Origin of the sequence: Streptosporangium nondiastaticum (assembly GCF_003011965.1) — a bacterium.
Taxonomy (GTDB): domain Bacteria; phylum Actinomycetota; class Actinomycetes; order Streptomycetales; family Streptomycetaceae; genus Streptomyces; species Streptomyces nondiastaticus.
Map to the genome: position 1 here is coordinate 1 of NZ_PXWG01000097.1, position 24,331 is coordinate 24,331.

Genomic DNA, 24,331 nt, shown 5'->3' on the forward strand with positions numbered 1-24,331 from the left:
CCCTGCCCGGCAGCTGCCGGGCAGGGCGCCTCTCGCGTGCGGGGCGCTACTTCTGCTTCTTCATCTCGGCCTCCAGGACCTCCTTCTCGGTCGCCGTCTCGGCGGCCGGCGGGGGCTTGATGCCCAGATCCGCGCCCCAGTCGCGGTACTCGTCGGTGCGGCGGTACTCGCCCTTGGAGCCCTTGCCCGACTCCTCGGTCTTCGCGACCACGCCGTCCTTGTCGACCCAGACGGTGAGGACGGCCTTCTCCACGCCCTCCTGCTTCCACTGCTTCACCGTGAAGTCGCGGTCCTTCTCCTGCATCGCGTCGCCCTTGTACGCGGCGAGCTCCGACGCGACGACCGTGCCCTGGAAGCGGGCCGCACGGCGGCCGCCGACCGTCTCGACGCCCGTGTTCTTCACGTCCTTGGACGTGGCGAGAGCCGACGTCAGGCGGACGAAGAGCTCCGACGAGGGGTCCTTGCTCTTGTCGGCGCCCTCGATGCTGAACGTCCACCACTTCTTGCCGGGGACCTTCTCCCCGTTGAAGTACATCTTGTCGTTGATGGTGATCATGTGGCTGACGCCGTCCGGGGTCTCGGCCGTCTTCGGGCCGACGTCCTTCATCTCGGAGGCGTCGGGCTTCACCTGGAACGCGCCCTCGCTGACGTACTCGCCGTCCTGGTCCTTGCGCGTCCCCTTGGTGCGGAACGTGTTCTGCTTCGCCCCCTTGGCCGCGGCCGCCTTCAGCGTGGCGGCCGGGTCCGCCGCCTTGAGGGCCTTGTCCGCGCCGTTGTCGCTCTTCCCACCGCCGGAGCCCGCCGGCTTGCCGCCGTCGGCACCGCCGCTCCCGCCCCCGCACGCCGCCAGGCTCAGGGCCAGTGCCATCCCGGTCGCCGCCACGACGCTCTTACGTATCGCCTTCAAGGGTCTTAACTGTCCTTTGTCCGCACTTCGTAAAGTTTTGGTGAGGATATCCCGAGTGATCACAGGTCGCGAGCGAAAATGACCATGACCGGAAACAGCGTGTCAGCCTGCCGGTGCGGTCAGTAATCTCAACGCCCTCGTTCCGTTCCCTTCCGTTCACCGAATGATCGAGGAGTCCTCGCCATGCGCCACTCCCTCCGCGCCACCGCAGCGATCATCGGCGCCGTCGCCGCCCTCGGCGTCGCGGCACCCACGGCCGGCGCCGACGCCGCGGCCACGCCCCCGGCGCCCTCCGGCGCCCTGCGCATCCACAACGGCGCGCTCGGCGGCTGCCTGACCGCCGAAGGCTCCGGCTACCGCGACCCGCGCGGCGCGCTGCGGCCCTGGCTGGTGGCCCTGCAGCCGTGCCGCGAGTCCGAGCGGGCCGCCCAGACCTGGTACTACAGCCACGCCACGCACCAGTTCTCGTCACAGGCCCAGCCGTACCGCTGCATCGGCGCGGACAGCGGCAGACCGGGCGCGCTGCTCGTCACCGTGCCGTGCGACGCGGACGCGGCGGGGCAGCGCTTCCGCACCGAGCGGACCGGCTCGGGCGAGCGGCAGAAGGTCGTCGCGGAGGAGGGCGGCCGGATCTGGGAGCAGGCCGCGCACCGCACCGGCAGCTCGCGCGACGCCACGGGCGAGGGGGTGCGGACGGTGCGCGACGCGGGCTCCGCGGGCGCGGAGCGGAGCTGGCTCCTCAGCCGCGACTGAGGCCGCGGCCGAGAGGAGACCGGGGGCGACCGGGAGGCGGCCGAGAGGGGCCGAGAAGGCGCGCGGGGCCGGGTTGTCAGTGGCGGCGGTTACGCTCGCAGGCATGAGTTACGCAGACCTGCGCGAACTCCAGAGCGCGCTCACCACCGCCTCGGACATCGCCTTCTCCCTCGACGCCGCCGCCCCCGCGCCCCATGAGGCCGAGCAGTTGGTGGACGCCCTGCGCAGGGCGCTGACCGCGGCGAGCGCCCTGGGCGGCGGGCTGGGGGCCACGGGCTGCTCGGAGCACCCCAAGGGGCCCGTGGATCCCCTGTACGGGGACAAGAGCGACCCCCTGCCGCCGGGCTGGGGCCGGTGCCTGCTGTGCAACGACCGGCGGCGGCGGGCCGGGGCGCAGCGGCGCGGCTGGCGCTGACCCGGCCGCGGGGGCGTTCTCCGTACGGGTCAGTCCTTGTTGATGGACGCCCAGAACTCGTCGAAGGACATCAGGCGGTCGCCGTTGGCGTCCTTGGAGTCGATGATCGACTGCGCGACGGTCTCGGTGACGAAGTGGTCGCCGAGCTGCGCCATGGCCTTCTTGTACTCGGCGGCCGTGACGAACCCGTCGCCGTCGATGTCGAACTTGGCGAACGTTTCGCGTGCGCTCTCGATGTCAGCCATAAGAGCCTCCCCTTGGTGTGGTGTTCGGTTGTGCCGGTGTGACCGGCACAGAGTAGCCGCCCCCTCGGACCCACCTGATCACGGCCAGATATCACCCTCCGTAATTTCGCATAAAAATAAGCGTTACCCATGATCTATTCGTGAATTTCAAGGCGCGTGGCCCAGCTCACCTTTGATTCCAGGGAGAAATAATCCACCTTGCCCGAATTGAACGGATAGCCGTTTTGGCTGGACCGCACCCCGTCTGCCATAGTCGGAAGCCACGACCCTCATTGACCCGAGCCAGGTCGTCAGCACGCCGCGGAACACACCCCAATCTCCGCGGCGCACGAAGAGGCCCCCGCCCCGTCGCACGCCGACGGATGGGGGCCTCTTCGTTTATGAGCGCCGGACCTTTACGGGCGCCGGACCCTGCGCCGGTCTTCCTCCCCGCGAGGGCGTCAGCGGTCGGCGACGCGCATCTCGAACCACGTGGTCTTGCCGCGCGCCAGCAGGTCCACTCCCCAGCGGTCGGAGAGCTTGTCGACGAGGAACAGGCCCCGTCCGGTGGTGTCGAGCTCGTGCACGGGCATGAGGCAGGGCAGCCCCCGGGAGGGGTCGCGGACCTCTATGCGCAGCCAGCCCCTCCGGCGCAGCATCCGCAGGCCGAAGTAGCGCGCGCCGGTGTGCCGGACGGCATTGCCGACGAGCTCGGAGACCAGCAGGACGGCGTGCTCGGTGAGTTGACCCGAAAGGCCCCAGTGGCGCAGCACCACGGTCTGGGTGAGCCGCCGCGCGGCGACGGCCGACTCGGGGCGGGAGGGCAGGCGCACCTCGCCCTGCGTGGGGTTGCCGTACAGATCGAGCGCCCTGAGCGCCAGTTCATCCTCCACGGTCGGCGACCACCGGACAGCGGCCGTGCCTCCCCGCTGCCGTGGCTGCTCCGTTCCCTCCAGGCCCGCCATGCCCCCATCATGGCCGCCGCAAGCACGCCCGGGGCCGGAACCCGGGGATTCACCTGACCGGAAGGGCAGCCTCCGAGGCTTCGTCGCGACATATGCCAAGGGCAGGCGATCTTCCGGGAAACCCCGGCTGACCTGCGGCGACCACGGCCTCCGCAAAGATCACCGAAAGCGGCCGGGCGGGCCGGCACAGGCGGGCGTACACAGCGCGTAATTCCCCCACAAGAGGCACCGGGGGTGGACACCGGCACGACCGTGCGTCAACACCGGTGGCGGCGGCGCCCCCTTCAGGGGCCGCCGCCAACCGGCCGAAGGTCAGACGAACTTGGCCTTGCCCGGTCCGTCCTCGACGAAGCTGCGCATGCCGATCTCGCGGTCCTCGGTCGCGAACAGCCCGGCGAACCAGTTCCGTTCGATGGCGAGGCCGGTGTCGATGTCGGTCTCCAGACCGGTGTCCACGGCCTCCTTGGCGGCACGCAGCGCCAGGGAAGGGCCGGCGGCGAGCCGCGCCGCCCACGCGTGCGCCTGCTCGTAGACCTCGGCGGCGGGCACGACGCGGTCGACCAGGCCGAGGGAGAGGGCCTCGTCGGCCTTGACCATGCGGCCGGTGAAGATGAGGTCCTTGGCCTTGGACGGGCCGATCAGGCGGGACAGCCGCTGGGTGCCGCCCGCGCCGGGGATCAGGCCGAGCAGGATCTCGGGCTGGCCGAGCTTGGCGTTGTCGGCGGCGATGCGGAAGTCGGCGCAGAGCGCGAGCTCGCAGCCGCCGCCGAGGGCGTAGCCGGTGACGGCGGCGACGACCGGCTTGGGGATGCGGGCGACGGCGGTGAAGGAGTCCTGGAGCCCGCGGGACCGCGCCACCATCGCGGCGTGGTCCATCTTCTGCATCTCCTTGATGTCCGCGCCGGCCGCGAACACCTTCTCCCCGCCCCACAGGACGACGGCCCGGACGTCGTCGCGGCGGGTGGTCTCCTCGGCGAGCTCGCGCAGCCGGTCCTGGGTGGCGATGTCGAGCGCGTTCATCGGCGGGCGGTCCAGGCGGATGGTCCCCACGCCGTCGGCAACCTCAAGATGCACAGTCATGAGGCCCAGGTTAGTGCCGGTTAACCGCCTGCGGCCCGGTGCACTCGGTCACAAGTGCACCGGGCCGCAGGCACCGGGTGAAGAACTGAAGAGGCTGAAGAGCTGAAGAGACGTTTCCGTCGGCTCAGTCGGCCTGGGGGCTGCTCTTGCCCCACTCCGCCCACGACAGGTTCCAGCCGTTGAGGCCGTTGTCGGGCTTGATCATCTTGTCGTCGGAGTTCTTGACGATCACGACGTCACCGATGAGGGAGTTGTTGAAGAACCAGGCGGCCGGGGTGCCTGGGTCGCCGCCGCCGCGCTCGTCCTCCAGGCCCACGCAGCCGTGGCTGGCGTTCGCCGAGCCGAAGGTGCCCGACCCGGACCAGTAGTTGCCGTGCAGGAAGGTGCCGGAGGTGGACAGGCGCATCGCGTGCGGCACGTCCGGGATGTCGTACTCGCCCTTGCCGTCACTTCCCGTGAAGCCGACGGTGGCGCCGTTCATGCGCGTCACCTCGTGCTTCTCGCTGATGACCATCTGGCCGTTGTACGTGGGGTTGGCGGGGGCGCCGGCGGAGATCGGGACCGTCTTGAGGAGCTTGCCGTCGCGCTCGACCGTCATCTGGTGGGACTTGGCGTCGACGGTGCTGACCTGGCTGCGGCCGATCGTGAACTTCAGGGTCTTCGTCTGCGAGCCGTACACGCCCGGGCGGCCCTGGACGCCGTCGAGGTTGAGGTCGACCGTCACCTTCGTGCCGGCGGCCCAGTACTTCTCGGGGCGGAAGTCGAGGCGGTCGTTGCCGAACCAGTGCCCCTTGACCTCGACCGCGGGCTCGGCGGTCACCTTGACGGCCCGCTCGACGGCCTTGGTGTCGGTGATGCCGCGGCTGAAATTGATCGATACGGGCATGCCCACGCCGACCGTGCTGCCGTCCTCCGGCGTGAAGTAGCCGACGAAGGTGTTCTGCGGCGTGAGCGTCGTGAACGACGCGTGCTTGGCCGACGGGCGGCCGTCCTTGTCCTTGGCCAGCGCGTCCACCGTGTACTGCGTGGAGGCGCCGAGGTGGGCCGTGGGCTCCCAGGCCCTGCCGTCGTCGACGATCTTGCCTTCGACCGTGCGGCCCTTGGCGTCGGCGACCTTGACCGACGTCAGGCTGCCCTTGTCGACGGTCACCTTGAGCTTGCCGGACGTCTCGACGCCCTTCGCGCCGTCGTCCGGGGCGATGGCCACGACGGCCTCCGACGGGCCGTCCGGCACCTTCTTGGCGCCGTCCTTCTTCCCGTCGTCGTCACCGCCACAGGCCGTGACCAGCAGCATCAGCGCGCCGAGCAGCAGCGCGAACAGCCCCTTGCGGCGGGCTGCGCGCCGGCTCGGTATCAGCTGCACGTTCAAATCGGTTGTCTCCCCTCGCACGGCCCGCGGCCACGCGGCGCCCCCGAAGCGCGGCTCACGCGCTGGCGTTAGATAACCACAAGGCTCCGGCGCCGCAGACCTGTGCAATGTCACCGTTCGGTCCCAAATGGGAACGGTGGTACGAGATATGCGGCGTGGGTGATCCCCGTGGCTGAAGGTGAGCATCATAATCCGGCCACCCGGGTGCTCCGGCCCGGGGTGACGGAGGACGCGACCCGGTGAGCGCGCGCGTGCTTCTGGGCAGAACTGGGGGCAAGGACGAGGACCGCCGCCGCCCGGCACGGGACGCCGGGTGCCCGGCGCGCTGCCCGCGAGCCGCCGGAGGCGAAGACGTGTCGAGCGCACCCGAGCAAGAGGCGGAACGGGGAGACGAGTTCGGCGGCGGCCGGGCCGGGTGCCCCGCGACCCGGCCGGGGGCCCGCGGCACCCCCGTCAACGGCCGGCCTCGCCCGGACGCGGCCCTGCGGCCGCTGCCCGGCCCCGCCGTGTGGCCCGGCAGCCCCGAGCCGCTCGGGGCCCGCTTCAAGCCGGCCGCCGGGGGCGCGCCGGCGGGGACGAACTTCGCCCTGTGGGCCGGCGGGGCGGAGGCCGTCGAGCTGTGCCTGTTCGGCGGCGGGGACGGCGACGGAGGGGGGCCTTCCGCGGACGGCGCGCCGGAAGGCGAGATACGGCTGCCGCTCACCGAGCTGACGCACGAGATATGGCACGGTTTCGTCCCCGGTGTCCTGCCCGGGCGCCGCTACGGCTACCGCGTCCACGGCCGCTGGGACCCCTGGACGGGCGCCCGCTGGAACCCGGCCAAGCTGCTCCTGGACCCCTACGCCCGGGCCGTCGACGGCGACTTCTCGCTGCCTCCCGAGGTCTACGGGCACGTGCGCGACTGGCCCCAGCAGCACGTCGCCGACACCGTCCGCGACGAACGCGACTCGGCCCCGTACGTCCCCAAGGGCGTGGTCGTGGCCGACGGCGACGACTGGGCGGACGACCAGCGGCCCAAGACGCCGTGGCCCGACTCGGTCATCTACGAGCTGCACGTGCGCGGCTTCACCAAGCTCCACCCGGGGGTCCCCGAGGAGCTGCGCGGCACGTACGCCGGGCTCGGGCACCCGGCGGCCGTGGAGCACCTGGTGCGGCTGGGGGTGACGGCCGTGGAGCTGCTGCCGGTGCACCAGTTCGCGCACGAGGACCACCTGCTGCGGCGCGGTCTGCGCAACTACTGGGGCTACAACTCCATCGGCTACTTCGCGCCGCACGCCGGCTACGCGGCGACCGGGACGGACGGCCGGCAGGTGGGCGAGTTCAAGCGCATGGTGCGGGCCCTGCACGCGGCGGGTATCGAGGTCGTTCTGGACGTGGTCTACAACCACACCGCCGAGGGCGGCGAGCTGGGCCCCACGCTCTCCCTGAAGGGCATCGACAACCGCCGCTACTACCGGCTCCAGGCCGACCGCCGCCGCTACGCGGACTACACCGGCTGCGGCAACACCCTGCATGTGGTCCAGCCGAACGTCCTGCGGCTGATCACCGACTCCCTGCGCTACTGGGTGACGGAGATGGGCGTCGACGGCTTCCGCTTCGACCTGGCGGCGGCCCTCGCCCGCTCCATGCACGACGTCGACATGCTCTCGCCGTTCCTGGCCGTCATCGCCCAGGACCCGGTCCTGCGCCGGGTCAAGCTGATAGCCGAGCCGTGGGACGTGGGCTCGGGCGGCTACCAGGTCGGCTCCTTCCCGCCGCTGTGGACCGAGTGGAACGACCGCTACCGCGACGCCGTGCGGGACTACTGGCGCGGCGCCCTGCCCGACGTGCGCGACCTCGGCTACCGGCTCTCCGGCTCCAGCGACCTCTACGCCTGGGGCGGCCGGCGGCCGTACGCCTCCGTCAACTTCGTCACGGCCCACGACGGCTTCACGCTGCGCGACCTGGTGAGCTACGAGCAGAAGCACAACGAGGCCAACGGCGAGGGCAACCGCGACGGCACCGACGGCAACCGGTCCTGGAACTGCGGCGCGGAGGGCCGGACGGACGACCCGGCGGTGCTGGCCCTGCGGCGGCGGCAGCTGCGGAACCTGCTGACCACACTGCTGCTGTCCACCGGGGTGCCGATGCTGGTCGCGGGCGACGAGATGGGCCGCACCCAGGGCGGCAACAACAACGCCTACTGCCAGGACAACGAGACCAGCTGGACCGACTGGTCGCTGCTGTCCGACCCCGGCTGGCGCGCGCTCGCCGACCTGTGCGGCCGGCTCCTCGCGCTGCGCCGCGCGCACCCCGTGCTGCGCAGCCGCTCCTTCTTCTCCGGCCGGCCGCAGAGCGCGGACGGGCTGCGGGACCTCGCCTGGTTCACGGCCGCAGGCGCGGAGATGACCGAGGCCGACTGGTACGCGCCGGCGGCGACGCTCGGGATGTACCTGTCGGGGCGGGACATCCCTCAGCGCGGGCCGCAGGGCGAGCCGGTCACGGACGACAGCTTCCTCGCCGTGCTCCACGCGGGGGCACGGGACGTGGCGTTCACGCTGCCGGGGCCGCCGTGGGCGGACGCGTACGAGCTGCTCGTGGACACGGCGCGGGAGGAGCAGGGGGCGGCGCCGGGCGAGCGCCGGGCGGCGGGGACGCGCGTCACGGTGGAGGCGCGTTCGGTGCTGCTGTGGCGGGTGGCGACGGGGAGGCCCGCGGGACCGGAACCGGGAACGGAGCCTCCAATTCCGTTGCCGTAAAGGGGGCTTAGGCAGAAAAACCGAGTGAGCGGTGTCAGTGGTGAACCGTAGTCTCGCTCCTGATGACAGAGACCCATGAACCCCCCGAACCTCCCCGCCCGGCCGGAAGCCGGTCCGCCGTCCGCTCGCTGCTGCGCCTGTGGCCCTACGTGCGCCCCGTGCGCGGCAGGCTGGCCACGGCCGCGGCGGTGACCGTCGTCGCCTCCTGCGCCGGCCTCGCGATCCCGCTCGCGCTCAAGTGGATCGTGGACGGCCCGGTCGCCGGCGGCGACCCGTCCGGCGTGTGGCTGGGCGGCGGGCTGGTGCTCCTGCTCGGGCTGCTGGAGGCGTCGCTGTTCGCGGTGCGCCGGTTCGTGACCGCCCGCCCGCTGGCGCGGGTCGAGGCGGACATGCGGGCGGACCTCTACGGTCACCTGCAGCGGCTGCCGGTCGCCTTCCACGACCGGTGGGCCTCGGGCCAGCTGCTCTCGCGCAGCACCACGGACCTGACGCTGCTGCGCATCTTCCTCGCCTTCCCCCTGACCTTCCTGCTGGTCAACGGAGCGACGATCGTGGCGGGCTTCGTCGTCCTGCTGATACAGCAGTGGGTGCTGGGGCTGGTGCTGCTCGCCCCGGTGGTGCCGCTGGTGATCATCTGCGCGTATTTCGAGGAGCGCTACTCCCGGGCCGCGCGCACCGCCCAGGACCAGTCGGGCGACCTCGCGACGGTCGTCGAGGAGAGCGTCCTCGGCATCCGCATCATCAAGGGCTTCGGGCGGCACCGCGGCCAGGAGAAGGCCTTCGCCGCGCTCGCCGGCCGGCTGCGCGGCACCGAGCTGCACAAGGCCCATCTGCTGGGGCTGCTCTGGGCGTTCATCATGAGCCTGCCGGAGCTGGCGATCGGCGCGGCGCTGGTGCTCGGCGTGCTGCAGGTCGCCGACGGCGACCTGTCGGCGGGCACGCTGGTGGCGTTCCTGTCGACGGCCCTGGCGCTGCGCTGGCCGGTGGAGTCGATGGGCTTCCTGATCGCGATCTCCAACGAGGCGGCCACGGCCGCCGACCGCTACTTCGAGGTCATGGACACCCCCGTCCCGCCGCAGGAGACCGCCTCGCGGCCCGCGAACCCTCCGGCGCGGGAGACACCGGGCGAGGCGCCGCAGGAGACTCCGCGCGAGAGATCCGGCCTGCGCCTGGAGGGCGTCGGCTTCCGCTACCCCGACGCCCCCGCGGACGCCCCGCCCGTCCTGGACGGCGTCGACCTGCACGTCCGGGCCGGGGAGACGATGGCCCTCGTCGGCACCACGGGCAGCGGCAAGACGACCCTGACCGCCCTCGTCCCCCGCCTCCACGAGGCGACGTCCGGGCGGATCACCCTGGACGGCCAGGACATCGCCGCCATGCCGCGCGAGCGCCTCCGCGAGCTGGTGTCGGTGGCCTTCGAGGACCCGACGCTGTTCTCCGCGAGCGTCGGGGAGAACGTGCTGATGGGCGCCGACGGCGGCGGCGAGGCCGAGCTGCGGCGCGCGCTGGAGGTCGCCCAGGCCGGTTTCGTCGACTCCCTCCCGGAGGGCACCCGCACCCAGGTCGGCGAGCAGGGCCTGAGCCTGTCCGGCGGCCAGCGGCAGCGGCTCGCGCTCGCCCGCGCCGTCGCCGGCGACCCGCGCTTCCTCATCCTGGACGACCCGCTGTCCGCGCTCGACGTGCACACCGAGGCACTCGTGGAGGCGGCCCTGCGCGAGGTGCTGGCCGGCACGACCGCCCTCGTCGTCGCCCACCGCCCGTCCACGGTCATGCTCGCCGACCGCGTGGCCCTGCTCTCCGGCGGCCGCATCGCCGCCGTCGGCACCCACCACGAACTGCTGCGCACCAACCGGGAGTACGCCCTGCTCATGGCCGGCGACGAGGACCGGGGCGACGCGGCGGACGCTCCGTACGCACGGCACGAGGGAGGCCGGCGATGACCACCGCCACCGACCAGACCACCACCGAGCCGGAGCGGACGGCCACCGGCGCCGGCCCCGCACCGGACGACCCCTTCGACAAGGACGTCCTGCCCGCGCCCAAGGGCGCCTCCCGGGCGCTGCTGCGCTCGCTCCTCGCCCCCGCCCGCGGCCGCCTCCGGCTGAGCGCCCTCGTGCTGCTGCTCCAGCAGGCGGCCGTCCAGGCGGGCCCGCTCCTCGTGGCCGTCGCCATAGACCGGGCCGTGCCGGCGGTCCGCCGGGACGACTACGGCCCGCTGATCGCCGTCGGCGTCGCGTACGTGGTGAGCGCCCTGGCCGCGGGCCTGCTGCAGTACGTCTTCATCCGGCTCTCGGCGCGCATCGGCCAGAACGTGCTGCTCGACCTGCGCGGCCGCATCTTCCGCCACGCGCAGACCCTCAGCGTCGACTTCCACGAGCGCTACACCTCGGGGCGGCTCATCTCGCGCGCGACCACGGACGTCGAGTCGATCCGGGAGCTCATCAACGACGGTCTCCAGGAGCTCATCGGGGTCTGCCTGGCCGTTGTGTACATCTCCGTCACCCTGCTCTATCTGGACTGGGGCATCGGCGCCGTGGCGGTGCTCTCGTTCGTGCCGCTGCGGCTGCTGATGCGCTCGTACGACCGGCGTGCGCGGTCGGTCTACCGCAGGCGGTCCACGGCGATTGCCGCGGTGATCGTGAAGTTCACCGAGACCATGAACGGCATCCGTCCGGTCCAGGCGTTCCGCCGCGAGCGCGCCAACGAGGAGCACTTCGCGGAGCTCAACGCGGAGCACAGGAGCGCCAACGTCGGGGCGATGCTGGAGATGGCCCGCTACGTCTTCCTCTCCCGCCTCGTGGCCAACGTGGTGCTGGCCGCCGTCGTCCTGTGGGGTGCCTACCGGGTGGCCGGCGGGGGGCTGGAGCTGGGCGTGCTCGCGGCGGCGGTGCTGTACCTGCGGCGGCTGTACGACCCGATCGACCAGCTGGGCATGTTCCTCAACTCGTACCAGTCGGCGGCGGCCTCGCTCGACAAGATCGCGGGGCTGCTCGCGCAGCGGCCGGGCGTGCCCGAGCCCGCCGAGCCGCGGGCGCTGCCGGAGCGGCGGTCCGGGATGCCCGGCCGCGAGGTCGTCTTCGAGCGGGTGCGCTTCGCCTACCGCACGGGCGGCGAGGTCCTGCCCCGCTTCGACCTGACGCTGCGCGCCGGGCAGACGGTCGCGGTCGTCGGCTCGACGGGCGCCGGCAAGTCCACGCTCGCCAAGCTCCTGGCCCGCTTCTACGACCCCACGGACGGCCGGGTCCTCCTCGACGGCGTGCCGCTGGACTCGCTCGCCGGGCCGGAGCTGCGGCGCGGGGTGGTCATGGTGACGCAGGAGGCGTTCCTGTTCTCCGGCACCGTCGCGGAGAACATCGCCATCGGCCGCCCCGGCGCGTCCCGGGCGGAGATCGAGCAGGCGGCGAAGGCCATCGGCGCGCACGACTTCATCGCCGCCCTGCCGGAGGGCTACGACACGGACGTGCGCAAGCGCGGCGGGCGGATCTCCGCGGGCCAGCGCCAGCTGGTGGCGTTCGCGCGGGCGCTGCTCGCCGACCCGGCGGTGCTCATCCTGGACGAGGCCACCTCCTCGCTGGACATCCCGGGCGAGCAGGCCGTGCAGCGCGCGATGGCCACGGTGCTGCGCGGCCGCACGGCGGTGGTCATCGCGCACCGGCTGTCGACGGTCGAGATCGCGGACCGCGTCCTGGTGATGGCCGGAGGCCGCGTGGTCGAGGACGGCTCCCCGGCGGAGCTGATCGCGGGCACGGGCCGGTTCGCGGATCTGCACCGCGCCTGGCGCGACAGCCTGGCCTGACGGTTTCGCGGGATTCCGCATCCGGCGGTACGGGCTCGCCCCCGCGGCGGGCCCGTACCGCTATGCGGACGTCGGTCTTTCGTCAACGGACGGATTCCGGCCAACTTACCTCCGGACTCCTGACACGTACATGCCCTCGATGGCACTCTTCCCTCCACTGACGCGCGGCTTCCCCACGGCACCGCCGCCGCGCCGGCAGCGATCCATCGCTCCATCGGCACGTGCATCGCCCGCCGTCCCCCCGAGGCCCCACGCCTCCGTTCCCGACCCGCGGCACCGACCGGCAGCACCCGGCGGTCACCGCACGCGGGAAGCGCAGCGCTCCATCACGTTCCACCGCACCCACCGATCCACCGCACCCGCCGGACCCGCCGGACCCATCGGATTCCACCGGACCGGATCCCCGGACGCGATCCATCGGCCCAGCTCCACCTGTTCTGTTCTGCCTGATCTGCCTCGCAGAAGGAGTCAGCGTGAGACCCACCCCCCAGACGAGACGCTCCCCCCAGAAGAGAGCCGTCGCCGCCGGCGCGCTGGTCGCCGTCTCGGCGATGCTCGCCGTCGGCACCCAGGCCGGCTCCGCCACGGCCCGTTCGACCGCCCAGGGCAGCGCCCCGCGCCAGGTCGTCGCCAAGGCCGACCCCGGCGCCCTGCCCGCCAAGCTCTCCCCCGCGCAGCGCGCCGAGCTCATACGGCAGGCCGAGGCGTCGAAGGCGGAGACCGCCCGGGCCCTCGGCCTCGGCCCGAACGAGAAGCTGGTCGTCAAGGACGTCGTCAAGGACGTCAACGGCACCGTGCACACCCGCTACGAGCGGACGTACGACGGCCTGCCCGTGCTCGGCGGCGACCTCGTCGTCGACACCGCCAAGGGCGGCGGCCTCAAGAGCGTCGCCAAGGCGACCAAGGCCCGGCTGGCGATCGCCACGACCACGCCCTCGCTGGCCGCCTCCACCGCCGAGAAGCAGGCCGTGAAGGCCGCCGGCGCGCAGGGCTCGAAGGCCACGAAGGCCGACAAGGCGCCCCGCAAGATCGTCTGGGCGGCGAAGGGCACCCCGGTCCTCGCCTACGAGACCGTCGTGGGCGGCCTCCAGGAGGACGGCACGCCCAACCAGCTGCACGTCATCACGGACGCGCGGACGGGCGAGAAGCTCTTCGAGTTCCAGGGCGTCAAACAGGGCACCGGCAACAGCCAGTACAGCGGCCGCGTCACCATCGGCACCACGCAGTCGGGCGGCTCGTACCAGATGACCGACTCCGCGCGCGGCGGCCACAAGACGTACAACCTCAACCGCGGCTCCTCCGGCACCGGCACCCTCTTCACCGACGCCGACGACGTCTGGGGCAACGGCACCACCAGCGACCCGGCCACCGCCGGCGTGGACGCCCAGTACGGCGCCCAGCTGACGTGGGACTACTACAAGAACGTGCACGGGCGCACCGGCATCCGCGGTGACGGCGTCGGCGCGTACAGCCGCGTCCACTACGGCAGCAACTACGTCAACGCGTTCTGGTCGGACGACTGCTTCTGCATGACCTACGGCGACGGCTCCGGCAACTCCAAGCCGCTCACGTCGATCGACGTGGCCGCGCACGAGATGACGCACGGCGTCACCTCGGCCACCGCCAACCTCAACTACGCCGGCGAGTCCGGCGGCCTCAACGAGGCCACCTCGGACATCTTCGCCGCCGCGGTCGAGTTCTGGGCCGACAACCCGAACGACCCGGGCGACTACCTCGTCGGCGAGAAGATCAACATCAATGGCAACGGCACCCCGCTGCGCTACATGGACAAGCCCAGCAAGGACGGCCGGTCCAAGGACGCCTGGTACTCGGGCCTCGGCGGCATCGACGTGCACTACTCGTCCGGCCCCGCCAACCACTGGTTCTACCTCGCCTCCGAGGGCAGCGGCGCCAAGGTGATCAACGGCGTCTCGTACGACTCGCCGACCTCCGACGGCCTGCCCGTGACCGGCATCGGCCGCGACAACGCCGCGAAGATCTGGTTCAAGGCGCTCACCGGGCGCATGCAGTCCACCACCGACTACGCCGGGGCGCGCGAGGCGACGCTGTGGGCCGCGGGCGAGCTGTTCGGCGTGGGCAGCGACACGTACAACAACGTGGCCAACGCCTGGGCCGCCATCAACGTCGGCAGCCGGGCCACGCCCGGGACCGGGGTCAGCATCACCGCCCCCGGTGACCAGACGAGCATCGTGAACACCGCCGTCTCCCTGCAGATCAAGGCCACCAGCAGCACCTCCGGCTCCCTGAGCTACTCGGCCACCGGCCTGCCCGCCGGCCTGTCGATCAACGCCTCCACCGGCCTGATCTCCGGCACGCCGACCACCACCGGCACCAGCAACGTGACCGTCACGGTCAAGGACTCCGCCGGCAAATCCGCCAGTGCGTCCTTCAAGTGGACCGTGAACGCCACGGGCGACGGCAGCGTCTTCGAGAGCACCACCCCCGTCGCCATCCCGGACGCGGGCGACGCCGTGACCTCGCCGATCGTCGTCACGCGCAGCGGCAACGGGTCCTCCGCCCTGAAGGTGGACGTGAACATCACGCACACCTACCGCGGTGACCTCCGCATCGACCTCGTCGCGCCCGACGGCAAGACGTGGCGGCTGAAGGACTCGGACTCCTGGGACTCCGCGGCGGACGTGAAGGAGACCTACACGGTCGACGCGTCCGGGGTCTCCGCGCCCGGCACGTGGAAGCTGCAGGTGCAGGACGTGTACGCGTCCGACACCGGCACGATCAACGGCTGGAAGCTCAGCTTCTGAGCGCACGCCCCTTACGGGGCGCGGGCTGACGCCCCCTCCGAACCGGGCGCCGTCCGGGGTGAGCCCGACTCCCCCGGACGGCGCCCCACGCACGTCCGGGCCGCGTCAGCGCAGCAGCACCCCCGCCGCCTCCCCCGTCGCCTCCGACGGGAGGGTCACCAGGCCCATTTCCGCGCCGCTGGACAGGAGCCGGTGGGCGGGGAGGATGCGGACGGTGTAGCCGAAGGGGCCCGTGCGGTCGAGGGTGAGGGGGCCCTCGTAGAGGCGGCGGCCGTCGAGGGCCGGGCCGCCGGCGGGCTTGAGGGGGAAGACGGCGGTCTGACTCAGCCGGTCGGTGGGGTCGACGCGCCCGGCGACGGCCTGCACCTCGACGTCGGCCGGGTCCAGCGGGCCGAGGGTGACGCTCACCCGCAGGGAGACCGTGGAGCCGAGGGTGGCCGTGCCGTTGAGGGCGGTGTCGGCGACGGCCTCCACGTGGTCGACGGCCACGCCGGGCCAGCCGGCCCGCACCCGGGCCTTCCAGGCGGCCAGTTCGCTCGCCGCGGCGGGCGTGAGGGCCCGCTGGGCCTCGGCGGCGGGGGCGTAGAGCCGCTCCACGTACTCGCGCACCATGCGCCCGGCGAGGACCTTCGGGCCGAGCGTGGTCAGGGTGCGCCGGACCATCTCGATCCAGCGGCCGGGGAGCCCGCCGTGCGCCCGGTCGTAGAAGCGCGGGGCGACCCGCCGCTCCAGCAGGTCGTAGAGGGCGGCGGCCTCCAGGTCGTCGCGGCGGTCCTCGTCCATGGCCGCGCCGTCGGCGGTGGGGATGGCCCAGCCGAAGTCGGGCTCGTACCACTCGTCCCACCAGCCGTCGAGCACCGAGAGGTTGAGACAGCCGTTGAGGGCGGCCTTCATGCCCGAGGTGCCGCAGGCCTCAAGCGGCCGCAGGGGGTTGTTGAGCCAGACGTCGCAGCCGGGGTAGAGCCGCTGGGCCATGGCCATGCCGTAGTCGGGCAGGAAGACCAGGCGGCGGCGGACGCGCGGGTCGTCGGCGAAGCGCACGAGCTCCTGCACGAGGCGCTTGCCGCTGTCGTCGGCGGGATGGGCCTTGCCGGCGACGACGATCTGCACGGGGCGCTCGGGGTGCAGGAGGAGCTCCATGAGGCGGTCGCGGTCGCGGAGCATGAGGGTGAGGCGCTTGTACGAGGGGACGCGGCGGGCGAAGCCGATGGTGAGGACGTCCGGGTCGAGGACGCCGTCGATCCAGCCGAGCTCGGCGGTGCCGGCGCCGCGCTCGCGCCAGGAGGCGCGCAGCCGTTCGCGCACCTCTTCGACGAGCTGTTCGCGCAGGGTGCGGCGCAGCTCCCAGATGTCGGCGTCGGGGATCTCGGCGAGGGCGTCCCAGCGCTGCGAGCCGCCGGCGGCCAGGGCGTCCTCGGCGCGGCCGGCGCCGACCCGGCGGGCGCCGAGGCGCAGCACCTCGGGGGCGACCCAGGTGGGGGCGTGGACGCCGTTGGTGACGGAGTCGATGGGCACCTCCTCGGGGTCGAAGCCGGGCCACAGGCCGGCGAACATCTGCCGGCTGACCTGTCCGTGGAGGGTGGAGACGCCGTTGGCGCGCTGGGCGAGGCGCAGGCCCATGACGGCCATGTTGAAGAGGTTGGGCTCGCCGCCGGGGTAGGTCTCCAGGCCCAGTTCGAGGACGCGTTCGACGTCGATGCCGGGGAGTTCGCCGGCGGGGCCGAAGTGGCGGGCGACGAGCTCGCGGTCGAAGCGGTCGATGCCGGCGGGCACGGGGGTGTGGGTGGTGAAGACGGCTCCGGCGCGGGCGTGTTCCAGGGCGGCGTCGAAGTCCAGTCCGGTGGCGACGAGTTCGCGGATGCGTTCCAGGCCGAGGAAGCCGGCGTGGCCCTCGTTGGTGTGGAAGACCTCGGGCTCGGGGTGGCCGGTGAGCCGGCAGTAGGTGCGCACGGCGCGGACGCCGCCGATGCCGAGGAGCATCTCCTGGAGCAGCCGGTGCTCACCGCCGCCGCCGTAGAGCCGGTCGGTGACCTCGCGCTCGCCGGGGCCGTTCTCCTCGACGTCGGAGTCGAGGAGCAGCAGCGGCACGCGGCCGACGCGGGCCTGCCAGATGTAGGCGCGCAGGGAGCGGCCGCCGGGCAGGGCGAGGGAGATCCGGCTGGCGCTGCCGTCGGGCTCGCGGAGCATGGTGAGGGGCAGCTCGTTGGGGTCGAGCAGGGGGTAGTGCTCCTGCTGCCAGCCCTCGCGGGAGAGGGACTGGCGGAAGTAGCCGTGGCGGTAGAGCAGTCCGACGCCGATGAGGGGGACGCCGAGGTCGCTGGCGGACTTCAGGTGGTCGCCGGCGAGGATGCCGAGGCCGCCGCTGTACTGCGGGAGGGCGGCGGTGATGCCGAACTCGGGCGAGAAGTAGGCGATGGCGGCGGGCAGTCCCTCGGGCTGCTCCTGATACCAGCGCCGGCCGGTGAGGTAGTCCTGCAGGTCGTCGGCGGCGGCGGCGAGCCGGCGCCGGAAGCGGCGGTCGTCGGCGAGGGCGGCGAGCCGGGGGGCGGGCACGGAGCCCAGCAGCCGCATGGGGTCGCCGGCGGCGGCCGACCAGCCCTCGGGGTCGACGGCCTGGAAGAGCTCTCGGGTCTCGGGGTGCCAGGACCAGCGCAGATTGCGCGCCAGCTCGCTTAGCGGTCGTAGGGGCTCCGGGAGAACGGGGCGCACGCTGAATCGACGAATGGCCTTCACCCCCACGACGGTAGCGGTGAGGCCGGGGGGCTTCGTGGCGCTTCGCGGCAACTGCCTGCTCCTGGCAGGTGCAGGCGGGAAGTGCGCCCCCTGCCGCGGCGCGCGGGGACGTGGCCGTCCTGCGCAGGCGGGGTCACCCGCCTGGCCGGGAAAGGCGTCCGCATGGTGGACCGCGCGTGGAAGCGGACCGCATGCCTCAGCGCGGTGGATACGGCATCCGTACGAGGCGGGAATACGCCGTGCGTACAGCAGGATCGGCGGCGGCCGGTTCCCGCTACGGCCTTCGGCGGCCGTGACGGGCCGCCATTACCCCGTCTGGCCGCCGGTTACCCGGTTTTCGCGCATTGCACACGATCGGCCCAGCGAGGAGACTTCGTACGGGTGACGGAGTGCCGACCATCCTCCCCAGCCGGTGCCACGGGAACTACGCACCGGTAGGTCCCACGGTGCGGGCATGCCCGCCCGGGACCGGTGGGAAAGCTCAACCGGTATGCAGGCCGTAGCAGTCCGCCGCCGCCCCGATTACCCGTCCCCGGCCCTTCCGCATTTCTTTCGCACCCACCCGAGTGAACGCGGTCAGGAGCAGTCATGCCCGCACCCAGCCGACGGCAGGCGGAGCAGATAGAAAGAGCAGAACCCGCCGGCACCGCCGTTTCGTTCCCGCCTTTCCGCCCCCCTCTTCCTCCTCAGGTGATCCCATGATCGGTCGTATCCCCGTCCTGGACCTCGGGCCGCTCGTGGACTGCGGCCGCCGGCCGGTCAAGGCGGTCGTCGGCGAGACCTTCCAGGTCACCGCCACCGTCTTCCGCGAGGGCCACGACGCGCTCGGCGCCAACGTGGTGCTGCGCGACCCGGCGGGCCGCTGCGGCCCCTGGACCCCCATGCGCGAACTGGCCCCCGGCACCGACCGGTGGGGTGCGGACGTGACCCCGGACAGCGAGGGGCGCTGGACGTACGCGGTGGAGGCGTGGAGCGATCCGGTGGCGTCGTGGCGCCGGACGGCCTCGGTGAAGATCCCGGCCGGGATGGACGTCCAACTCGTGCTGGAGGAGGGCGCGCTGCTGTACGAGCGGGCGGCCGCCGGGGTGCCGAAGAAGGAGGGCCGCGAGGCGGTGCTGACCGCCGTCGACGCGCTGCGCGACCCGGGCCGGCCGGCCACCGCCCGGCTCGCGGCGGCCCTCGCACCGCCGGTCACGGCGGCCCTGGCCGAGCACCCCCTGCGCGAGCTGGTGTCCGCGAGCCGGCCGGTGCCGGTGCTGGTGGAGCGCGAGCGGGCGCTGTTCGGGTCCTGGTACGAGATGTTCCCGCGCTCCGAGGGGGCGACGCCGGCGGAGGGGCGCCGCCCCGCCCGCAGCGGCACGTTCCGGACCGCTGCGCGGCGGCTGCCGGCCGTCGCCGCCATGGGTTTCGACGTCGTCTACCTGCCGCCGGTGCACCCCATCGGCACCTCGTACCGCAAGGGCCCCAACAACGCCCTGACCGCGGGCCCGTACGACGTCGGCAGCCCCTGGGCGATCGGCTCGGCCGACGGCGGGCACGACGCCCTCCACCCGGACCTCGGCACCTTCGAGGACTTCGACCACTTCGTCGCGCGCGCCCGCGAGCTGCGCATGGAGGTGGCCCTGGACTTCGCGCTGCAGTGCTCGCCGGACCACCCGTGGGTGGCCAAGCACCCCGAGTGGTTCCGCCACCGCGCCGACGGCACGATCGCCTACGCCGAGAACCCGCCCAAGAAGTACCAGGACATCTATCCCCTGGCCTTCGACGAGGACTTCGACGGGCTGCTCCGGGAGAGCCTGCGCGTGCTGCGGTTCTGGATGGAGCGGGGGGTGCGGATCTTCCGGGTCGACAATCCGCACACCAAGCCGGTGGTCTTCTGGGAGAAGGTGATCGCGGAGATCGGCCGCACCGATCCGGACGTGGTCTTCCTCGCCGAGGCCTTCACCCGGCCCGCGATGATGCGCACGCTCGGCGCGATCGGTTTCCAGCAGTCGTACACCTATTTCACCTGGCGCAACACCAAGCAGGAGCTCACCGACTATCTCACGGAGCTGTCCGGGGAGTCGGCGGCGCTGATGCGTCCCAACCTCTTCGTGAACACCCCGGACATCCTGCACGCCTATCTGCAGCACGGCGGGCGGGCCGCCTTCGAGGCGCGCGCCGTGCTCGCCGCGACGCTCTCCCCCTCCTGGGGCGTCTACGCCGGTTACGAGCTGTGCGAGAACACTCCGGTGCACCCCGGGAGCGAGGAATACCTGGACTCGGAGAAATACCAGCTGCGGCCGCGCGACTGGGAGGGCGCCGAGCGCGAGGGGCGCAGTCTGGCCCCGCTGATCACCCTGCTCAACCGGCTGCGACGGCGGCAGCCCGCCCTGCGGCAGTTGCGCAACCTGCGTTTCCATCACGCCGACAACGACGCCGTCATCGCCTATTCCAAGCGTGCGGGCAGCTCGTGCGTCCTCACCGTTGTCAACCTCGACCCCCACCACACCCACGAGGCCACGGTCTCGTTGGACATGCCGGAACTCGGCCTCGCATGGCATGAGTCCGTCCCGGTGCGCGACGAGCTCACCGGAGAGACCTATCACTGGGGCAGGGACAACTATGTGCGCCTCGAGCCGGGCCGTTCCCTCGCGCCCGCGCACGTGTTCTCGCTGCGACCGTCCTCACCGATCGGAGGGTCACCCACACCATGATCGTCAATGAGCCCGTCCCCGACACCTTCGAGGACACTCCGGCCAAGGACCTGGATCCCGACTGGTTCAAGCGAGCCGTCTTCTACGAGGTGCTCGTACGGTCCTTCCAGGACAGCGACGGCGACGGCATCGGCGACCTCAAGGGTCTGACGGCCAAGCTGGACTACCTGCAGTGGCTGGGCGTCGACTGCCTGTGGCTGCCGCCGTTCTTCCAGTCGCCGCTGCGCGACGGCGGCTACGACGTCTCCGACTACACCGCGGTGCTGCCGGAGTTCGGCGACCTGGCCGACTTCGTGGAGTTCGTGGACGCGGCGCACCAGCGCGGCATGCGCGTCATCATCGACTTTGTCATGAACCATACGAGCGATCAGCACGAGTGGTTCCAGCAGTCGCGCAACGACCCCGACGGCCCTTACGGCGACTACTACGTCTGGGCGGACGACGACAAGCGCTATCCGGACGCGCGCATCATCTTCGTGGACACGGAGACGTCGAACTGGACCTTCGACCCGGTCCGCAAGCAGTACTACTGGCACCGCTTCTTCTCGCACCAGCCCGATCTCAACTACGAGAATCCGGCGGTGCAGGAGGAGATCCTGGCCGCGCTGCGGTTCTGGCTGGACCTCGGCATCGACGGCTTCCGGCTGGACGCGGTGCCGTACCTCTTCGCCGAGGAGGGCACCAACTGCGAGAACCTGCCGCGGACGCACCAGTTCCTCAAGCGCGTCCGGGCGGAGATCGACGCCCATTACCCGGACACCGTGCTGCTGGCGGAAGCCAATCAGTGGCCCGAGGACGTCGTCGACTACTTCGGGAACTACGAGTCCGGCGGCGACGAATGCCATATGGCATTCCACTTCCCGGTGATGCCGCGCATCTTCATGGCCGTGCGCCGGGAGTCGCGCTACCCGGTCTCGGAAATCCTGGCCAAGACCCCGGCCATCCCGTCGCGCTGCCAGTGGGGCATCTTCCTGCGCAACCACGACGAGCTGACGCTGGAGATGGTCACCGACGAAGAGCGCGACTACATGTACGCGGAGTACGCCAAGGACCCGCGGATGCGCGCCAACATCGGCATCCGGCGGCGGCTCGCCCCGCTGCTCGACAACGACCGCAACCAGATCGAGCTGTTCACCGCGCTGCTGTTCTCCCTGCCCGGCTCGCCGATCCTCTACTACGGCGACGAGATCGGCATGGGCGACAACATCTGGCTCGGCGACCGCGACGGCGTCCGCACGCCGATGCAGTGGACGCCCGACCGCAACGCGGGCTTCTCCTCCTGCGATCCCGGCCGGCTCTACCTGCCGACCATCATGGACCCGGTCTACGGCTACCAGGTCACCAACGTCGAGGCGGCGATGAGCAGCCCCTCGTCGCTGCTGCACTGGACCCGCCGGATGATCGAGATCCGCAAGCAGAACCCGGCGTTCGGGCTCGGCTCGTACACCGAGCTCACCTCCAGCAACCCGGCCGTGCTCGCGTTCCTGCGCGAAGTGCGGCTGCCGGGGCAGCGGGAGGACGACATCGTGCTGTGCGTGAACAACTTCTCCCGCTTCGCACAGCCGACCGAGCTCGATCTGCGGGCGTTCGGCGGCCGGCATCCCGTCGAGCTGATCGGCGGGGTGCGCTTCCCCGCCATCGGCGAACTGCCCTACCTGCTGACCCTGGCCGGTCACGGCTTCTACTGGTTCCGGCTCCGCCGTGGTGCGCCGCCGCCGGCCGGCCACTGAAGGCGCTCCCGTGCGCGCCGGCGCCCGCCGGCCGGCCGCGCACGGGCGGTTTTCCCCCGGCAACCCTGGGAACTCGTACTACTACGCACGAGCCGGGCCGAACGGATCGCCTCCGCTTCGGGGACCGCCGCAGGGGCCGCACCCCGGCCGCCGCGCGCGCCGCACCAAGGGCCGCAGGCGCTGACCGCAACGGACGATCCCGCCCGACACCCCGGCCCCGGCCGGGGACCCCAGCACCGCGTACAGGTCAATGCCGCAATCCGGGACCACGATCCGGGACACTTTGCCCCATATGCCACGCCCCGGGGAAAGGACGCGACGCCATGTCGGACGCTGCACCGTCCCGCCGGGGCACCGGACGCCGGGGGGCCTCCGCCGCCCCCGGCCCGCTGCTGTCCTCGGTCCGTGCCGCCCCCGCGGCCCCCGCCCCCGAGGCGGAGACCGCCGACGCGGGGCTGCTGGGGTCGCTGGTGCCGCTGCTCTCCGAGTGGCTGCCCCGTCAGCGCTGGTTCGCCGGCAAGGGCCGCCTCATCACCGGCTTCACGCTCGTGGCGGCCACCGAGCTGCTGCCGCACCACGCCGGCACCACCGCCCCGGGCCTGCTCCACCTGCTCGTGCGGGCCCAGCAGCCCGGCTCGCCCGGCGCCGCCCGGTCCGAAGGCGCCCCCGGGCCCGCCATCCACGCCGGCACCGACGACTGCTACCAACTCCTGCTCGGCGTGCAGGACGTCCTGCCGCCGCACCTGGCGCCCGCCCTCATCGGCCGCCCCGTCGGCGGCCCGCTGCACGGCCGCGCCGTCTACGAGGGCCTGGCCGACCCCCGGCTCGCCACCCTGCTCCTGGAGCGGCTGCGGCTGCCCGGCCGGCTCGGCCCCCTGCGCTTCACGCGCGAGGAGGGCGTCGTCATCGGCGCCGGGCTCGCCCCCCGGCTCATCGGCGCCGAGCAGTCCAACTCCTCCGTCGTCTACGGCGAAACGTACATCCTCAAGCTCTTCCGCCGCGTCTGCCCCGGCACCAACCCCGACCTCGAACTCCCCCGCGCCCTCGCCGGCACCGGCTGCGCCCGGGTGCCCGCGCCCGCCGCCTGGTTCGAGGCCGTCGTGCCCGGCGCGGGCGCCGAGCCCATGACGCTCGGCGTCCTCCAGCCCTACCTGCCCGGCTCCGCCGACGGCTGGCAGCTCGCCCTCAGCGCCCTGGCCGTCCGCGCCGACTTCACCGCCTCCGCCCGCGCCCTCGGCCACGCCACCGCCGAGGTGCACGGGGCGCTCGCCGAGGCGCTGCCCACGGTCGTGCTGCGCCGCCCCCAGCTCGAACACCTCGCCGCCGCCATGACCCGCCGCCTCGACATCGCCGCCGACGCCGTCCCCGCGCTGCGCCCCTACCGGGCCGCGCTGCGCGGCGCCTACGACGACCTGGCCGCCCTCGGCCGGGCCGGGCGCACGTGGCGCGCCCAGCGCATCCACGGAGACCTCCACCTCGGGCAGGCCCTGCGCACGGCCGAGGACGGCCGCTGGGCCATCATCGACTTCGAGGGCGAGCCCGCCCGCCCGCTGGCCGAGCGCACCCGCCCGCAGCCGACCGCCCGCGACGTCGCCGGGATGCTGCGCTCCTTCGACTACGCGGCGGCGGTCGGCCGGGCGGCCGGCACCAGCTGGCCGGAGCGCGCCCGCGCCGCGTTCTGCGAGGGCTACGGCGCGGTGCACGGCGACCCGCGCGAGGAGCCGCAGCTGCTGCGCGCCCACGAGACCGACAAGGCCGTCTACGAGGTCCTCTACGAGGCCCGCCACCGGCCGGACTGGCTGGTGGTCCCGATGGCGGCCATCCGCCGCCTGGCGGAACCGGCCGCCTCCGCCGACGCCGCCGGGGCGGCCGAGCCGGTGAACGGGGCACCGCCCGCGCCGGAGGCTTCCGCCGGCACCACCGATTCCGCTCCCGGCACCGACGGCCGGGAGCTCCCGAGGAGGACCGCACCGTGACCGCTCGACCGCCGTCCCGCCGGACGCCCCACGACGCCGAAACCGGCCTTCCTGGTGCCGGGCCGGGCATTCCTGCCACGTTCCTGCCGGGGCGGGGCGGGAAGGCGGGCGGGGAGCCCGCGGGCGGGCCCGGAGCGGCGGCGCCCGGGCCCGCGGCGGCGGGGCG

At 72.6% G+C, this 24,331-nt stretch carries 15 protein-coding genes; 9 read left to right on the forward strand and 6 right to left on the reverse strand.

Annotation, left to right across the window (positions count from 1 at the left end):
- Positions 1–46 precede the first annotated feature (46 nt).
- Positions 47–907, reverse strand: coding sequence for a hypothetical protein (locus B7P34_RS25790; protein ID WP_106680302.1), 861 nt, complete (start codon positions 905–907; stop codon positions 47–49).
- A 183-nt stretch (positions 908–1,090) separates the two neighbouring features.
- Between B7P34_RS25790 and B7P34_RS25795 the strand changes: the two genes are divergently transcribed.
- A complete protein-coding gene (locus tag B7P34_RS25795; RefSeq protein WP_106680304.1) occupies positions 1,091–1,660 on the forward strand; it encodes a ricin-type beta-trefoil lectin domain protein in 570 nt (189 codons plus the stop codon).
- A gap of 103 nt (positions 1,661–1,763) precedes the next feature.
- Positions 1,764–2,075 carry a hypothetical protein gene (locus B7P34_RS25800; protein WP_030368092.1) on the forward strand — a complete coding sequence of 104 codons (312 nt, stop codon included), beginning with the start codon at positions 1,764–1,766 and terminating at the stop codon, positions 2,073–2,075.
- 29 nt (positions 2,076–2,104) lie between these two features.
- On the opposite strand, the gene B7P34_RS25805 is transcribed toward B7P34_RS25800, so the two are convergent.
- The 4 genes from B7P34_RS25805 to B7P34_RS25820 form a co-directional block, all read right to left on the reverse strand.
- Positions 2,105–2,320 (reverse strand): EF-hand domain-containing protein, encoded by a 216-nt coding sequence (locus tag B7P34_RS25805; protein WP_106680306.1) that lies wholly within the window; start codon positions 2,318–2,320, stop codon positions 2,105–2,107.
- A 440-nt stretch (positions 2,321–2,760) separates the two neighbouring features.
- Positions 2,761–3,264 carry an ATP-binding protein gene (locus tag B7P34_RS25810; RefSeq protein WP_106680308.1) on the reverse strand — a complete coding sequence of 168 codons (504 nt, stop codon included), beginning with the start codon at positions 3,262–3,264 and terminating at the stop codon, positions 2,761–2,763.
- Between the two features lie 312 nt (positions 3,265–3,576).
- Positions 3,577–4,344 carry an enoyl-CoA hydratase/isomerase family protein gene (locus tag B7P34_RS25815; RefSeq protein WP_106680310.1) on the reverse strand — a complete coding sequence of 256 codons (768 nt, stop codon included), beginning with the start codon at positions 4,342–4,344 and terminating at the stop codon, positions 3,577–3,579.
- A gap of 124 nt (positions 4,345–4,468) precedes the next feature.
- Positions 4,469–5,707 carry a L,D-transpeptidase gene (locus B7P34_RS25820; RefSeq protein WP_223268237.1) on the reverse strand — a complete coding sequence of 413 codons (1,239 nt, stop codon included), beginning with the start codon at positions 5,705–5,707 and terminating at the stop codon, positions 4,469–4,471.
- A gap of 497 nt (positions 5,708–6,204) precedes the next feature.
- Here B7P34_RS25820 and glgX point away from each other — a divergent pair, with 497 nt between their 5' ends.
- The 4 genes from glgX (at position 6,205) to B7P34_RS25840 (ending at position 15,030) form a co-directional block, all read left to right on the forward strand.
- A complete protein-coding gene (gene glgX, locus B7P34_RS25825; RefSeq protein WP_435693981.1) occupies positions 6,205–8,451 on the forward strand; it encodes a glycogen debranching protein GlgX in 2,247 nt (748 codons plus the stop codon).
- Between the two features lie 62 nt (positions 8,452–8,513).
- Positions 8,514–10,391 carry an ABC transporter ATP-binding protein gene (locus tag B7P34_RS25830; protein ID WP_106680314.1) on the forward strand — a complete coding sequence of 626 codons (1,878 nt, stop codon included), beginning with the start codon at positions 8,514–8,516 and terminating at the stop codon, positions 10,389–10,391.
- Positions 10,388–12,247: an ABC transporter ATP-binding protein gene (locus tag B7P34_RS25835; RefSeq protein ID WP_106680316.1), complete on the forward strand. Its 1,860-nt coding sequence runs from the start codon at positions 10,388–10,390 to the stop codon at positions 12,245–12,247. The genes B7P34_RS25830 and B7P34_RS25835 overlap by 4 nt, the downstream gene beginning before the upstream one ends.
- A 473-nt stretch (positions 12,248–12,720) precedes the next feature.
- Complete coding sequence (locus tag B7P34_RS25840) at positions 12,721–15,030, forward strand: M4 family metallopeptidase (protein ID WP_223268238.1); 2,310 nt, start codon at positions 12,721–12,723, stop codon at positions 15,028–15,030.
- Positions 15,031–15,135: 105 nt separating this feature from the next.
- Here the strand turns inward: B7P34_RS25840 and glgP are convergent, their stop codons facing one another.
- On the reverse strand, positions 15,136–17,763 hold the full coding sequence (gene glgP, locus B7P34_RS25845; RefSeq protein ID WP_106680318.1) for an alpha-glucan family phosphorylase: 2,628 nt from the start codon (positions 17,761–17,763) through the stop codon (positions 15,136–15,138).
- Between the two features lie 698 nt (positions 17,764–18,461).
- Between glgP and B7P34_RS25850 the strand changes: the two genes are divergently transcribed.
- The 3 genes from B7P34_RS25850 to B7P34_RS25860 all read left to right on the forward strand — a co-directional run bounded on the left by B7P34_RS25850 (position 18,462) and on the right by B7P34_RS25860 (position 24,165).
- Positions 18,462–20,459, forward strand: coding sequence for an alpha-1,4-glucan--maltose-1-phosphate maltosyltransferase (locus tag B7P34_RS25850; RefSeq protein ID WP_106680320.1), 1,998 nt, complete (start codon positions 18,462–18,464; stop codon positions 20,457–20,459).
- Positions 20,456–22,189 carry a maltose alpha-D-glucosyltransferase gene (gene treS / locus B7P34_RS25855; protein ID WP_106680322.1) on the forward strand — a complete coding sequence of 578 codons (1,734 nt, stop codon included), beginning with the start codon at positions 20,456–20,458 and terminating at the stop codon, positions 22,187–22,189. The genes B7P34_RS25850 and treS overlap by 4 nt, the downstream gene beginning before the upstream one ends.
- A 323-nt stretch (positions 22,190–22,512) precedes the next feature.
- Complete coding sequence (locus B7P34_RS25860; RefSeq protein WP_189383054.1) at positions 22,513–24,165, forward strand: maltokinase N-terminal cap-like domain-containing protein; 1,653 nt, start codon at positions 22,513–22,515, stop codon at positions 24,163–24,165.
- The last annotated feature ends 166 nt before the right edge of the window (positions 24,166–24,331 follow it).

Bases quoted from the DNA above. Each gene is read 5' to 3' on its own strand.
- B7P34_RS25830 (WP_106680314.1), top strand. From the start codon at position 8,514: ATGACAGAGACCCATGAACCCCCCGAACCTCCCCGCCCGGCCGGAAGC.
- B7P34_RS25795 (WP_106680304.1), top strand. From the start codon at position 1,091: ATGCGCCACTCCCTCCGCGCCACCGCAGCGATCATCGGCGCCGTCGCC.
- B7P34_RS25805 (WP_106680306.1), bottom strand. From the start codon at position 2,320: ATGGCTGACATCGAGAGCGCACGCGAAACGTTCGCCAAGTTCGACATC.
- B7P34_RS25860 (WP_189383054.1), top strand. From the start codon at position 22,513: ATGTCGGACGCTGCACCGTCCCGCCGGGGCACCGGACGCCGGGGGGCC.
- B7P34_RS25815 (WP_106680310.1), bottom strand. From the start codon at position 4,344: ATGACTGTGCATCTTGAGGTTGCCGACGGCGTGGGGACCATCCGCCTG.
- B7P34_RS25835 (WP_106680316.1), top strand. From the start codon at position 10,388: ATGACCACCGCCACCGACCAGACCACCACCGAGCCGGAGCGGACGGCC.
- B7P34_RS25810 (WP_106680308.1), bottom strand. From the start codon at position 3,264: ATGGCGGGCCTGGAGGGAACGGAGCAGCCACGGCAGCGGGGAGGCACG.
- B7P34_RS25800 (WP_030368092.1), top strand. From the start codon at position 1,764: ATGAGTTACGCAGACCTGCGCGAACTCCAGAGCGCGCTCACCACCGCC.
- B7P34_RS25850 (WP_106680320.1), top strand. From the start codon at position 18,462: ATGATCGGTCGTATCCCCGTCCTGGACCTCGGGCCGCTCGTGGACTGC.
- treS (WP_106680322.1), top strand. From the start codon at position 20,456: ATGATCGTCAATGAGCCCGTCCCCGACACCTTCGAGGACACTCCGGCC.